This is a genomic window from Hydrogenophaga pseudoflava NBRC 102511 (genome assembly GCF_001592285.1).
Classification (GTDB): Bacteria; Pseudomonadota; Gammaproteobacteria; order Burkholderiales; family Burkholderiaceae_C; genus Hydrogenophaga; species Hydrogenophaga pseudoflava.
The window spans coordinates 40038-53086 of record NZ_BCWQ01000014.1 but is presented as its reverse complement, the minus strand read 5'-3'; the positions used below and the strand labels follow the sequence as shown (position 1 = coordinate 53086).

Annotated in this window: 13 protein-coding genes and 1 tRNA gene; 8 read left to right on the top strand and 6 right to left on the bottom strand. The window is 66.6% G+C overall.

What is annotated here, in order from left to right; genetic code table 11:
* Positions 1–3: 3 nt before the first annotated feature.
* A tRNA-Leu gene (locus tag HPS01S_RS16870) sits at positions 4–90 on the bottom strand.
* A 41-nt stretch (positions 91–131) separates the two neighbouring features.
* Here HPS01S_RS16870 and cysM point away from each other — a divergent pair.
* From cysM to HPS01S_RS16850, 4 genes are all read left to right on the top strand, one after another.
* Positions 132–1034 (top strand): cysteine synthase CysM, encoded by a 903-nt coding sequence (gene cysM, locus HPS01S_RS16865; protein ID WP_066158590.1) that lies wholly within the window; start codon positions 132–134, stop codon positions 1032–1034.
* Positions 1035–1048: 14 nt separating this feature from the next.
* Entirely contained in the window at positions 1049–1576 is a 528-nt protein-coding gene (locus tag HPS01S_RS16860) for an NUDIX domain-containing protein (RefSeq protein ID WP_066158588.1), read from the top strand.
* An 80-nt stretch (positions 1577–1656) separates the two neighbouring features.
* Complete coding sequence (locus HPS01S_RS16855; RefSeq protein ID WP_066158587.1) at positions 1657–1884, top strand: sulfurtransferase TusA family protein; 228 nt, start codon at positions 1657–1659, stop codon at positions 1882–1884.
* Between the two features lie 49 nt (positions 1885–1933).
* Complete coding sequence (locus tag HPS01S_RS16850) at positions 1934–2986, top strand: NAD(P)-dependent oxidoreductase (RefSeq protein WP_066158585.1); 1053 nt, start codon at positions 1934–1936, stop codon at positions 2984–2986.
* 18 nt (positions 2987–3004) lie between these two features.
* Here the strand turns inward: HPS01S_RS16850 and HPS01S_RS16845 are convergent, their stop codons facing one another.
* From HPS01S_RS16845 to HPS01S_RS16830, 4 genes are all read right to left on the bottom strand, one after another.
* A complete protein-coding gene (locus HPS01S_RS16845; protein WP_066158583.1) occupies positions 3005–5905 on the bottom strand; it encodes a valine--tRNA ligase in 2901 nt (966 codons plus the stop codon).
* Between the two features lie 73 nt (positions 5906–5978).
* Complete coding sequence (locus HPS01S_RS16840; RefSeq protein WP_066158581.1) at positions 5979–6167, bottom strand: DUF2783 domain-containing protein; 189 nt, start codon at positions 6165–6167, stop codon at positions 5979–5981.
* An 18-nt stretch (positions 6168–6185) separates the two neighbouring features.
* Entirely contained in the window at positions 6186–7904 is a 1719-nt protein-coding gene (locus tag HPS01S_RS16835) for an FAD-dependent monooxygenase (RefSeq protein WP_066158580.1), read from the bottom strand.
* A gap of 191 nt (positions 7905–8095) precedes the next feature.
* Complete coding sequence (locus HPS01S_RS16830) at positions 8096–8701, bottom strand: VOC family protein (RefSeq protein WP_066158578.1); 606 nt, start codon at positions 8699–8701, stop codon at positions 8096–8098.
* A 290-nt stretch (positions 8702–8991) separates the two neighbouring features.
* Here HPS01S_RS16830 and HPS01S_RS16825 point away from each other — a divergent pair, with 290 nt between their 5' ends.
* The 3 genes from HPS01S_RS16825 (at position 8992) to HPS01S_RS16815 (ending at position 11467) form a co-directional block, all read left to right on the top strand.
* Complete coding sequence (locus HPS01S_RS16825) at positions 8992–9414, top strand: rubrerythrin family protein (protein ID WP_066158576.1); 423 nt, start codon at positions 8992–8994, stop codon at positions 9412–9414.
* A 102-nt stretch (positions 9415–9516) separates the two neighbouring features.
* A complete protein-coding gene (locus HPS01S_RS16820; RefSeq protein ID WP_066158574.1) occupies positions 9517–10866 on the top strand; it encodes a (Fe-S)-binding protein in 1350 nt (449 codons plus the stop codon).
* A 10-nt stretch (positions 10867–10876) separates the two neighbouring features.
* On the top strand, positions 10877–11467 hold the full coding sequence (locus tag HPS01S_RS16815; protein ID WP_066158572.1) for a DUF3501 family protein: 591 nt from the start codon (positions 10877–10879) through the stop codon (positions 11465–11467).
* 3 nt (positions 11468–11470) lie between these two features.
* On the opposite strand, the gene HPS01S_RS16810 is transcribed toward HPS01S_RS16815, so the two are convergent.
* Positions 11471–12163, bottom strand: coding sequence for a pseudouridine synthase (locus tag HPS01S_RS16810; RefSeq protein ID WP_066158570.1), 693 nt, complete (start codon positions 12161–12163; stop codon positions 11471–11473).
* 80 nt (positions 12164–12243) lie between these two features.
* On the opposite strand from HPS01S_RS16810, the gene HPS01S_RS16805 reads away from it, so the two are divergent.
* Positions 12244–13044 carry a CsgG/HfaB family protein gene (locus HPS01S_RS16805; RefSeq protein ID WP_066158568.1) on the top strand — a complete coding sequence of 267 codons (801 nt, stop codon included), beginning with the start codon at positions 12244–12246 and terminating at the stop codon, positions 13042–13044.
* Positions 13045–13049 lie beyond the last annotated feature (5 nt).

Below are 13049 nucleotides of genomic sequence, written 5' to 3'. Positions count from 1 at the left end.
AGCTGGTGCCCGGGGTCGGACTCGAACCGACACACCATCTCTGGCGGGGGATTTTGAATCCCCTGCGTCTACCGATTTCGCCACCCGGGCGGGTGTCATGGACAGCCCGAAATTATGGCACAGTGGGGTGCATGAACTACCCGACCATTGAAGACGCCATCGGCCGCACGCCGCTGGTTGCGTTGCAGCGCATCGGCTCTGAGATGCTCCGCGCGCGGGGCAACGTGATCCTGGGCAAGCTCGAAGGCAACAACCCGGCCGGTTCGGTGAAGGACCGGCCCGCGCTGTCGATGATCAAGCGCGCCGAGGAGCGCGGCGACATAAAGCCCGGCGACACGCTGATCGAGGCCACCTCGGGCAACACCGGCATCGCACTGGCCATGGCCGCGGCCATCAAGGGCTACCGCATGGTGCTGATCATGCCGGAGGACCTGTCGGTCGAACGCGCCCAGACCATGAAGGCCTTTGGTGCCGAGCTCGTCCTCACACCCAAGAGCGGTGGCATGGAGTACGCGCGCGACCTGGCCGACAAGATGGAGAAGGAGGGCAAGGGCCGCGTGCTGGACCAGTTCGCCAATGCCGACAACCCGCGCATCCACTACGAAACCACCGGCCCCGAGCTTTGGGAGCAGACCAGCGGGCGCATCACGCACTTCGTCAGCGCCATGGGCACCACCGGCACCATCACCGGTGTCTCGCGCTTCCTGAAGGAAAAGAACCCGGCCATCCGCATCATCGGTGCGCAGCCCAGCGAAGGCTCGCGCATTCCGGGCATCCGCAAGTGGCCGCAGGAGTACCTGCCCAAGATCTACGACCCGTCGGGTGTGGACGAACTGGTGCTGGTGGGGCAGTCGGACGCCGAGGAGATGTGCCGTCGCCTGGCGCGAGAAGAGGGCATCTTTGCGGGTATTTCGGCCGCCGGTGCCTGCTGGGTGGCGCAGCAGATTGCGGCGCAGGTCGAGAACGCCACCATCGCCTTCATCGTCTGCGACCGCGGCGACCGCTACCTCTCGACCGGCGTGTTCCCGGCCTGAGGCCGTTGCCTGCCATGGCCGCCGAGTACCGGTTCTGTCCCTGCTGTGCCGCGCCTCTGGCGCTGACCGCTGCGCAGGAAGACGGCGGTCTGAAGCACCGCCTGCGCTGCACGGCCTGCGACTTCACCCACTGGAACAACCCGACGCCCGTGCTGGCCGCCATTGTGCAGGTGGGTGACAAGGTCCTGCTGGCCCGCAACGCCGCCTGGCAGCACCGCATGTTCGCGCTGATCACCGGCTTCATGGAGGCCGGCGAAACGCCGGAAGAGGGCATCCGGCGCGAGATCGCCGAAGAAACCGGGCTGACCGTGACGGCCTTGAAGCTGATCGGCGTGCACGATTTCCAGCGCATGAACCAGGTCATCATCACCTACCACGCGCTCGCCGAAGGGCAGATCGTGCTGTCCCCGGAGCTGGCCGAATACAAGCTGCTCGCGCCGGAACAGGTCCGGTGCTGGCCGGCCGGAACGGGCTTTGCCCTGGCCGACTGGCTGCGCTCGATCGGCATCGAGCCCCAGTTCATGGAGCTTCCGGCGGTGTGACTTCTTTTGTACAAATTGATACATTTTTTGATCTCTGTCACCCTTCCTGTTTAAAATTCGCTCTCCCGAGGACCCCCTTCATGAACGCCACCAAAGAACTCGACGCCCGCGGCCTGAACTGCCCGCTGCCCATCCTGAAGGCCAAGAAGGCCCTGGCGGACATGACCAGTGGCCAGACGCTCAAGGTGATCGCCACCGATGCCGGATCGGTTCGCGACTTCCAGGCCTTTGCCAAGCAGACGGGCAACGAACTGGTGGAGCAGCAGACCGTAGGGAGCGACTTCATCACGGTGCTCAAGCGCCGCTGAACTGGGTCCACCATGGTTGCGGCATGCCGCAATCGCCGGCCCGACGACCATGGAAATCCTGCTCCTCGACCCCTTAGTTCCTGAAGCCCTGTCCTGGCTCCAGGAGCGCCACGCCGTGACGCTGGCCCCGGAGCTGGCAGACGACCCCATGGCACTGCGCAAGCAGGTCTACAAGACGAAGGCACTGGTGTTGCCCTCGCATGTGGTCGTCTCGCGGGAGTTTCTCGATTTCGCGCCCCTGTTGAAGGTGGTGGCGCGCATGCAGATCTCCAGCGAGAACACCGACCTGGAGGCCTGCGCGCAGCGCAACATCCGGGTGATCCAGGCACGCAGCGCCACGGTGCGTTCGAATGCAGAGTACCTGCTCTATGGTCTGCTGATGCTCTACCGGCGCGGCATGGTCAGCGCCCTCCTGGGACGCAAGCTGGCGCAGGTGCGCATGGGCCGGGAGCTCTGTGGCAGCACCGTGGGCCTGCTGGGCCTGGCCCCGGTGGCCCACACCCTGGCGCCCATGCTCAGGGGGCTCGGGGTGCGCCTGCTGGGCTACGACCCGGCGGTGCACCAGGGCGCACCGATCTGGAAGAAGCTGGGCATCGAATACATCCCGGCCAACGAGCTGCTGGCGCGCAGCGACGCCGTGTCGCTGCAGATGGTCTATGCCTCCCGCTTCAAGGGCTGGATCAACGAACGCCTGCTCAACAACTGCAAGCCCGGTCAGCTGTGGGTGGGGCTGAGCCGCAGCGCGCTGTTCGAACCCGAGGCACTGGCACTGGCGCTGACGGATGGCCGGATCGACGCCTGCCTGCTCGACGGGGCGCACCCCCAGTTCGCCGGGCCCGGCACCCCGCTGCACAACATTCCCAACCTGCACCTCACACCCCGGCTGGGGTCGCACACCCGCGAGGCCAAGCTGCGCGCCAGCTGGTACGTGGCGCACCGCATCCACGAAACCCTGTCACCAGTGGTGGAGCGGGGGCAGGCACAGGCCAGCGACTTCTCCGTGCTCGACAGCCTCGACAGCTCGCGCGACCCGGAATGGCCGCCGGTCGACTCGGGGTCCCAGTGGGCCGAGATCTCGCGGGGCGAGGAGCGACCGGGCTGAGATCCGGTCGCTGGCGCGTCAGAGCCGCGCCAGCTGCTCGCGCACCTTGGTCAGCGTGGCGCCGAAGTCGGCCACGCGCTTCTTCTCCTGCTCGATCACGGCCGGCGGCGCCTTGGCCACGAAGGCTTCGTTGGACAGCTTGGCGTTCGCCTTGGCGATCTCGCCCTCCAGCCGTGCGGCTTCCTTGGTCAGGCGGGCCTTCTCGGCGGCCACGTCGATTTCCATGAACAGGCACAGGCGGGCCTCGCCCACCACCGCCACCGGTGCGGCCTGCGCGGCGGCGGCCCAGGCGGCCTCGTCGTCGAACACCTTGACCTCGGCCAGTTTGGCCAGACCCTGCAGCACGGCGGCGTTGGCGCGCATGAAGTCCGCATCGCCGACCACGAACATCGGCAGACGGGTAGCGGGCGAGACGTTGAGCTCGCCACGCAGTGTGCGGCAGGCGTCCACCAGGCTCTTGAGCTTGGCGACCTGGGCCTCGGCGGCTTCGTCGATGCGCTCCGGCTGGCTCACCGGGTAGGCCGCCACGCTCACCGAGGCACCCTCGCGTCCGGCGACCGGCGCGACCTTCTGCCACAGCTCTTCGGTGATGAACGGGATGACGGGGTGGGCCAGGCGCAGGATGGTCTCCAGCGTGCGGATCAGGGTGCGGCGGGTGGCGCGCTGCTGCGCCTCGTTGCCGGTGTTGATCTGCACCTTGGCGATTTCCAGGTACCAGTCGCAGAACTCGTTCCAGACGAAGTCGTAGATCGCGTTGGCCACGTTGTCCAGGCGGTACTCGGCAAAGCCCTGGGCCACCTCGGCCTCGACGCGCTGCAGGCGCGAGACGATCCAGCGGTCGGCGTGGCTGAAGCTCATGTAGCCGTGCGCCTTGCCGCCGACTTCGCAGTCGGCCTTGGTGTGTTCCATCAGGCCGCAGTCGTGGCCTTCGCAGTTCATCAGCGTGAAGCGGGTGGCGTTCCAGAGCTTGTTGCAGAAGTTGCGGTAGCCCTCGCAGCGCTTGCTGTCGAAGTTGATGCTGCGGCCCAGCGAGGCCAGTGCGGCGAAGGTGAAGCGCAGCGCGTCGGCGCCGTAGGCCGGGATACCGTCGGGGAACTCCTTCTCGGTCTGCTTGCGCACCTTGGGCGCCGTCTCGGGCTTGCGCAGGCCGGTGGTGCGCTTGTCCAGCAGCGGGGCGAGCGAGATGCCGTCGATCAGGTCCACCGGGTCGAGCACGTTGCCTTCGGACTTGCTCATCTTCTGGCCCTGCGCGTCGCGCACCAGGCCGTGGATGTAGACGTCCTTGAACGGCACGCGGCCGGTGAAGTGGGTGGTCATCATGATCATCCGGGCGACCCAGAAGAAGATGATGTCGTAGCCGGTGACCAGCACGCTGCTGGGCAGGTAGAGGTTGTAGTCGTCGGTGGCGGCCTCGCCCTGGTTCGGCCAGCCCATGGTGCTGAACGGCACCAGCGCGGAGGAATACCAGGTGTCCAGCACGTCTTCGTCGCGTGTGAGCGTCTTGCCGGCGCCGGCCTGGGCCTGCGCTTCGGCTTCGTTGCGCGCCACGTAGACCTGACCCTGCTCGTCGTACCAGGCGGGGATCTGGTGGCCCCACCAGAGCTGGCGCGAGATGCACCAGTCCTGGATGTTGTTCATCCACTGGTTGTAGGTGTTGACCCAGTTCTCGGGCACGAACCTGACCTGGCCGCTGGCCACGGCGTCGATGGCTTTCTGGGCGATGCTCTTGCCCGTCGGGTCCTGGTCGCTGACCTTGCTCATGGCCACGAACCACTGGTCGGTCAGCATGGGTTCGACCACCTGGCCGGTGCGGGCGCAGCGCGGCACCATCAGCTTGTGTTTCTTGACCTCGACCAGCAGGCCGGCGGCTTCGAGGTCGGCCACGACCTGCTTGCGCGCCACGAAACGGTCCAGGCCGCGGTACTTCTCGGGCGCGTTGTCGTTGATGGTGGCGTTGAGGTGCAGCACACCGATGATGGGCAACTGGTGGCGCTGGCCGACGGCGTAGTCGTTGGCGTCGTGCGCGGGCGTGACCTTGACCACGCCGGTGCCGAATTCTCGGTCCACGTACTCGTCGGCGATCACGGGGATCTCGCGGTCGCACAGCGGCAGCTTCACGTACTGGCCGATCAGGGCGCTGTAGCGCTCGTCCTCGGGGTGCACCATCACGGCCACGTCACCCAGCAGGGTCTCGGGGCGGGTGGTGGCCACGGTCAGGTGGCCGCTGCCGTTGACCAGCGGGTAGGCGATGTGCCAGAGCGAGCCGTCTTCCTCTTCGCTCTCCACTTCCAGGTCGGACACGGCCGACATCAGCACCGGGTCCCAGTTGACCAGGCGCTTGCCGCGGTAGATCAGGCCCTGCTGGTAGAGCTTGACGAAGGTCTCGGTCACCACGGTCGAGAGCTTCTCGTCCATGGTGAAGTACTCGCGGCTCCAGTCCACGCTGTCGCCCATGCGGCGCATCTGCGTGGTGATGGTGTTGCCCGACTGTTCCTTCCATTCCCAGACCTTGGCGACGAAGTTCTTGCGGCCCAGGTCGTGGCGGCTGATCTTCTGTTCCTGCAGCTGTCGTTCCACCACGATCTGCGTGGCGATGCCGGCGTGGTCGGTGCCCGGAATCCAGGCGGTGTTGAAGCCGCTCATGCGGTGGTAGCGCGTCAGCGAGTCCATGATGGTCTGGTTGAACGCGTGGCCCATGTGCAGCGTGCCCGTCACGTTGGGCGGCGGCAGCTGGATGGCGAAGTTCTTGCCTGCGGTGGCCGCTTCGGCGCTGGGGGCCGAGGTGCCGCGGAAGCCCGCCACGCCGTAGCCGCGCTGCTCCCACTCGGGGCCCCAGTGGGCTTCGAGCGCGGCGGGCTCGAAGGACTTGGACAGGCTGTTCAGACCGGGTTGCTGCAGGGTGTCGGGAGCGTCGGACATGGGGGTGGGGCGCAGAAAGTGCGACGGCGCCCCGCAGGGCGCCGTCGGGTGGGTGTTCGGGAAGCCCCCGATTTTATTCGAGGGTGTCCCGGGCGGCGGCGACGCAGTCGGCCAGCACCTGGGCGTTGCCGATCTGGTTGGCCAGCAGCAGGACCAGGCGGGCGTTGAGCAGCTCCGACTGCTCGCGCGAGAGGCCCTGGTGGGCGTCGAGCAGGCGCTCATAGAAGCCGTCGGCGTCCTGGAAGTTCGGGGCGGTGTTCATGCGGTTCTCCAAAGGGTTTCAGCGCAGGCCGAGCGAGCGTTCGAGGGCGGCGACCAGGCGGCCGTCGATGCGGTCACCACTGGCGGCCAGGTAGCCGTCGGGCCGGACCAGCGCCCAGCCCGGGCCGGCCAGCTGGCAGGCGGCGCGCAGGTGGCCGTCGGGGTCGCGCACGTGTTCTGTCGCCTGGGCGCGGTCGCGACCGGTCGGCACCTGCACGGCGCGCAGCGGCGCTCCGCCGGTCAGCGTATTCAGGCGCTGTTGGTCGGCGCGGCCCAGCGGGCCGAAGGCCAGCAGCAAGAGGTCGCCCGCCGCCCAGTTCAGCAGCTCGTTGACGCAGCCCGCCGAGCCGTCGGCCCAGCGCAGCGCGACGTTCTGCACCGACTGGCCGGCTGCGCTGCCCTCGGCGTAGCTGCAGGCGCGCGAGCGCGAGTACGGGTTGGCGACCGCCATGCGGCCGGTGTTCATCAGCGTGCGGGCGAAGGGGTGTTTCTTCGCCAGGCCGATGGCGGCGTTGCGAAACAGCCGTTCCACGCCGTCGGCCGGGCGCAGGAATCGTGCCGTGCGGTTGGTCACCAGCACGTTCTGCTGCGCGGCCTCCAGGCGTTCGTCGTCGTAGCTCTCCAGCAGCGCGGGGTGGGCGCGGCCGCGCAGAACAGCCGCGAGCTTCCACGCCAGGTTGTCGGCATCGGCCACGCCGGTGTTGCCCCCGCGCGCGCCGAAGGGGCTGACCACCTTGGCCGAGTCGCCCATGAAAAACACCCGGCCCTCGCGCATGCGGTGCACGCACTCGCTGCGGTAGGCGTAGGGCCCGACCCAGACGATCTCGACCTCGGTGTCCGGACCGAACTGGCGCGACAGGCGCTCGCGCACCACGTCCTCGCGGCTGACATGGGACGGGTCGCTGTCGGGCGCCATCTGGTAGTCGATGCGCCAGACGTCGTCGGCCATCAGGTGCTGCCAGACGGCGCGGTTCTCGTTGAACGGCGCCTCGACCCAGGTGTGGCGCTCGGCCGGCGGTCGTTTCGTGAAGCGCACGTCGGCGATGCACCAGCGGTCGTCGCCGCGCTTGCTGGTGAACGGCACCTGCAGCCACTGGCGCAGCGGGCTGTGCGAGCCGGTGGCGTCGATGACGTGGTCGGCTTCGATGACGTAGGAGCCCGCGGGTGTCTCGACCGTGAGGGTGGCGAAGTCGGCGTTCTGTGTGAAGGCGGTCAGGCGGTTCTGCCAGCGCAACTCGACATGGCCAAGTTCGGCGATGCGTTCGACCAGGAATCCTTCGATGTAGAACTGCTGGATGTTGATGAAGGGCGGCTGTTGCGAGAGGTTGTAGCCGCCTTGTTGGCGCAGGTCGAAGCTGTAGACCTCGTCTTGGCCAGCGAAGGTCCTGCCGACGCTCCACTGAATGCCTTTGGTGGCGATGCGGTCGTAGATGCCGAGGCGCTGGAAGATTTCGAGCGATTTCTGGGTGTAGCAGATGCCGCGGGAAGAGGCGCCCTTGACGCCGACGGTGTTGTCTTCGTCGAGCAGGATGGCGGGGGTGCCCAGTTTCGCGAGCGAGCAGGCGAGGGTGAGGCCGGTGATGCCGCCGCCGACGATGACGATGGGGTGTCTTTTTGTTCGTGTTCCGCCCAGTTCGGGCGGGGGGGCGAAGGGGTATTCGGGCAGCTGGTAACCACTGCCCTGGGTGAACTCGTAGCTGTTGGTGTGGGCGGCTTGCTTGTATGCCGTGGGTGTCACGGGTGTCTCCTGTCTGTGTTCTGTTTTCCGCTCATCGACCTCGCGGGCTCATGGGCGCGCCAACGAGTGTGGTGAGGGCTGGGTGACCGGCGCAGCGAGGTAAAGGAGGAGCCAGCGGCGCAGCCGCTGGCGGGGGACACGAGCGGAGCCGGTCACCCAGCCCTCACCACGCGGCCTCACGCCAAAAGAAATCAGGACGATGCGGGCACAAACTCCGGCCGGTCATTCGTTTGCGGCTTCAACGGCGCCGACGACTGACCCGAAGCCCTCTCCTTGCGCCACTGCTCCTTGCGCGCGTTCCACTCCGCCAGCCGCGCATGCGCCGTCTTGCTCTCCTGCAGCATCTGGAACTCGTCCGCCAGCTGCGCCGTCAGCTCCAGCCGGATCCCGTTCGGGTCGAAGAAATAGATGCTCTTGAAGATGTGGTGGTCCGTCACCCCCAGCACCTCGATCCCGTGCGCCTGCAGGCGCGCCTTCGTGTTCTCCAGCTCCTGCACCGTGTTCACCCGGAAGCTGATGTGGTTCACCCACTTCGGCGTGTTCGGCGAAGGCTCGGCCGCGACGTCGTCGCCCAGGTCGAAGAAGGCGATGAACGAACCGTCCTGCAGGCGGAAGAAGAAGTGCGTGTACGGGCAGTACTCGCCCGTGCTGGGCACGTAGTCGCTCTGGATGATGTGGTACAGCGGCAGACCCAGGATGTCCTCGTAGAAATGCCGCGTTTCTTCGGCATCGCGCGCCCGGTAGGCGTAGTGGTGCAGCTGCTGGACGGCGGCGGGTGGGGGCAGGGTGGCGTTCATGCGGTCTCCTGATGTGTGATGTTATTTCGCAATGTTGAATGCATTTAACAAAAAGAAATCTTATCGGGCATCCGACACCGGGTCAGTGTGAGGGTTTTCCTGAGGGGTGTCGATCCAGTTGAGAGTGGTTATCAATGGCTCCCTCTGAATAGATTTGAACAATTCGTCACATAGCCTGCGGCAATTTGACGGACGGAAATGGGCGGCGTACGGTCTGCCTGTCACAGACCTCCCCGCCGTCTGGCGGGCGGGCTGGGCACTTCCTCAACCCACGAGACAAGGAGATACCCATGGCCGCATTGAAAGGCTCGAAAACCGAGCAGTGCCTGAAGGACGCCTTCGCCGGCGAATCCCAGGCCAACCGCCGCTACCTGTACTTCGCAAACAAGGCCGACGTGGAAGGCCAGAACGATGTGGCGGCCCTGTTCCGCTCCACCGCCGAAGGCGAGACCGGCCACGCGCACGGCCACCTGGAGTTCCTGGAGCAGTCCGGCGACCCGGCCACCGGCCTGCCGATCGGCAGCACCCGCCAGAACCTCGCGTCCGCCGTCGCTGGCGAAACCCACGAGTACACCGACATGTACCCGGGCATGGCCAAGACCGCGCGCGAAGAAGGTTTTGACGAGATCGCCGACTGGTTCGAAACCCTGGCCAAGGCCGAGCGTTCGCACGCGAACCGCTACCAGAAGGCCCTCAACGAACTGGTGGACTGATCCCTTGCGCGCCGCACCTGCGGCGCGTTTTTGAAAGCGTTCTGCCTGGCCGAGCGCTTTCAAAAACCCACGAGCCAACCCGCACAGACGAGGACAAGAGACATGGCCACAGAAGGCAACCTGCAGGCACCGACGCGCCACCCGCTGGACTGGAAGAACCCCGACTTCTACGACGAGGAGAAGTGTTTCCACGAGCTCGAGCGCATCTTCGACATCTGCCACGGCTGCCGGCGCTGCGTGAGCCTGTGTGGCTCGTTCCCGACCCTGTTCGACCTGGTGGACGAGAGCGCGACCATGGAGGTCGATGGCGTCGCCAAGCAGGACTACTGGAAGGTGGTGGACCAGTGCTACATGTGCGACCTCTGCTACATGACCAAGTGCCCCTACACGCCACCGCACGAGTGGAACCTGGACTTTCCGCACACCATGCTGCGCGCCAAGGCCATCAAGTTCAAAAAGGGTGAGGTCAAGACCAGTGAGAAGCTGCTGGCCTCCACCGACGTGCACGGCCAGTTCGCCGGCATCCCGATCGTGGTGCAGGTGGTCAACGCGGTGAACAAGACCAAGGCCGCGCGCGGCGTGATGGAAAGCGCCATGGGCGTGGACAAGGACGCCTGGCTGCCCGATCTGGCGACCAAGCGCTTCCGCTGGTCGGCGCCCGACGCCAGGGCCACCAAGGTCGTCGATGGCGAGAAGACGCCCGGCAAGGTCGCCATCTTCTCCACCTGCTACATCAACTACAACGAACCCGGCATCGGCCTGGACCTGCTCAAGATCCTCGACCACAACGACATCCCCTACACCATCGTCGAGAAGGAAAAGTGCTGCGGCATGCCTAAGCTGGAACTGGGCGACCTGGAATCGGTGCAGGCCAGCAAGGAGGCCAACATCCCGGTGCTGGCGAAGTACGCGCGCGATGGCTTTGCCATCCTCGCGGCCGTGCCCAGCTGCGCGTTGATGTTCAAGCAGGAGATCCCGCTCATGTTCCCCGACGATGCCGACACCCAGCTGGTGAAGGAACACATGTGGGATCCCTTCGAGTACCTGATGGCGCGCAAGCGCGACGGTCTGCTCAAGACCGAGTTCCCCCAGAAGCTGGGCAACATCAGCTACCAGATCCCCTGCCACGGCCGGGTGCAGAACATCGGCCGCAAGACCGAAGAGATGCTCAAGATGATCCCGGACACCACGGTGAACACCATCGAACGCTGCTCGGGCCACGCCGGCACCTTCGGCGTCAAGAAGGGCACGCACCAGCAGGCGATGAAAATCGGCAAGCCGGTGTTCAAGGCCATGGCCACCATGAAGGACGGCTCCAAGCCCGACTACATCAGCTCCGACTGCCCGCTGGGCGGCCACCACATCGCGCAGGGTTTTGAAGTGAACGGCCACGGGGCGCCCGAGCTGCAGCATCCGCTGTCGCTCGTGGCCCGCGCCTATGGTCTGAAGTGAGGACGACACCATGCAACTGACCGGACACATCACCCCCGACAGCCTCATGAGCCTGGAGGCCTACAGCAAGTGGCGCAAGGTCCACAAGCCCGAGGTCATCGCGCACCGCAAGCTGCGCAGCGTGCAGCTGGGCGAGCACCTGAACCTGCAGTTCGAGAGCGAGACCACCATCCGCTACCAGATCCAGGAGATGCTGCGCATCGAGAAGATCTTCGAGGAAGAGGGCATCCAGAGCGAGATCGAGGCCTACGCGCCGCTGGTGCCCGACGGCGGCAACTGGAAGGCGACGATGATGATCGAGTACATCGACGTCAACGAGCGCAAGCGCGAGCTGGCGCGGCTGATCGGCGTGGAAGACCGCATGTTCGTCGAGGTCGAAGGCTACGACCGCGTCTACGCCATCGCCGACGAGGACCTGGACCGCGAGAACGAACAGAAGACCAGCGCGGTGCACTTCGTGCGCTTCGAGTTCACGCCTGCAATGCGGGCCGCCATCAAAGCCGGTGCGGCCGTCAAGCTCGGCTGCGACCACACGCACTACCCTGCGCATGTGCAGATTGCGGCGGAGACGCTGGCGAGTCTGGCCGGAGATCTGAAGTAGGCCTCAGGCCTGGCACCAGCGCGACCAGTCCGGATCGCGGAGTGCCTCCAGCGCCAGCGCGTCGCCGCTGACCGGGTGCCGCAGCGCCAGCGAACTCGCATGCAGCCACAGCCGCTGCATGCCCAGCCACTCGGCGACGGCTCTGTTCAGCGGCCCCTTGCCGTGCGTCGCGTCGCCAATGATCGGGTGGGCGATGTGCTTCATGTGGCGGCGCAGCTGGTGGCGGCGGCCGGTGAGTGGTTGCAGTTCCACCAGGGCGCAGCGTGTGGCCGGGAAGCCGCCGTACGGCAGCGGCAGCTCGTAGCGCTCCAGCGTCGCAAACCGGGTCTGAGCCTCCTGCACTTCCTCACGCTCGGTGCGCATGTCGTCGGGCAGGCGCCGCAGCGGGTGGTCGATCAGGCCTTCGTCGGCGGGCCAGCCGCGCACGACGGCGTGGTAGGTCTTGCGCATGCCCTCGCCGGATTCGAAGGCGCGGCCCAACTGGCTGGCGGTGGCCGCGTCCAGCGCGAACAGCAGCACGCCGCTGGTGCCCTTGTCGAGCCGGTGCACCGGCCAGACCGTCCGGCCGATCTGGTCGCGCAGCAGCTGCACCGCAAAGCGGGTCTCGCCCGCGTCCAGCCCGGTGCGGTGCACCAGCAGGCCTGGGGGTTTGTCGATGGCGATCAGGTGCTCGTCGCGGTGCAGGATGTGCAGCATGGGGACGATTGTCCGGTGACTGAAGCCTCCGGATGCCACGGGTACACTCGCTTTTTCCTGTTTTCTCCCTCTGAAACACCATGCTCCGACGCGTCCCGACCCTCGCTGCGCTGGCCTTTTCGCTGCTGCTGGCCGCCTGCGGCAAGCAGGGCGTGGAACTCGGCGAAGGCGGCTCCGTCGTCAAGGGTTCGGCCGGTCCGGACGGTGCCCACAACGCGGCCACCGAGCTCAAGACCTGCGCGGCGCCGGTCGCGGTGGTGGCGCTGATGGAGAACCCCAACGGGTATGTCGGCATCGGCCGCGGCGGCCTGCCCGATTCGCCGCTGCCGCTGGTGCGCGTCATGATGCAGCAGAGCGGGTGCTTCCGCATCGTCGACCGCCACTCGGGCCTGAACGCCACCGTCAAGGAGCAGGACCTCAAGGAGTCCGGCGTGCTGCGCCAGGACGACACCACGGTCAAGAAGGGCCGCGGCATCGTGGCGCAGTACACCCTGGTGCCCAGCCTGACCTTCTCCGAGCAGGACGCGGGCCGCCAGATCGGCGGCATCCTGGCGCAGATTCCGGGCCTGAACGTGATCGCCGGCGCGGCCGAGAACGTCAAGCTCAAGGAAGCGCAGGTGGTGCTGCTGCTGACCGACAACGAAACCACCGAGCAGCTCTCCGCCGCCACCGGCGCCGCGCGCAGCACCGATCTGGGCATCGGCGGTCTGGCCATCGGCAAGGCCGGCGGCGCGGGCGGCCTGGGCTGGAGCAACACCAACGAGGCCAAGGTGATTGCGGCGGCCTTCCTGGACGCGCACAACCACCTGGTCTACGAGGTGCAGCGCCTGGTCGAGAAGCCGCTGCCCGAACCCGTGCCCACCAAGAAGAAGGCTGGCTGAGCCAC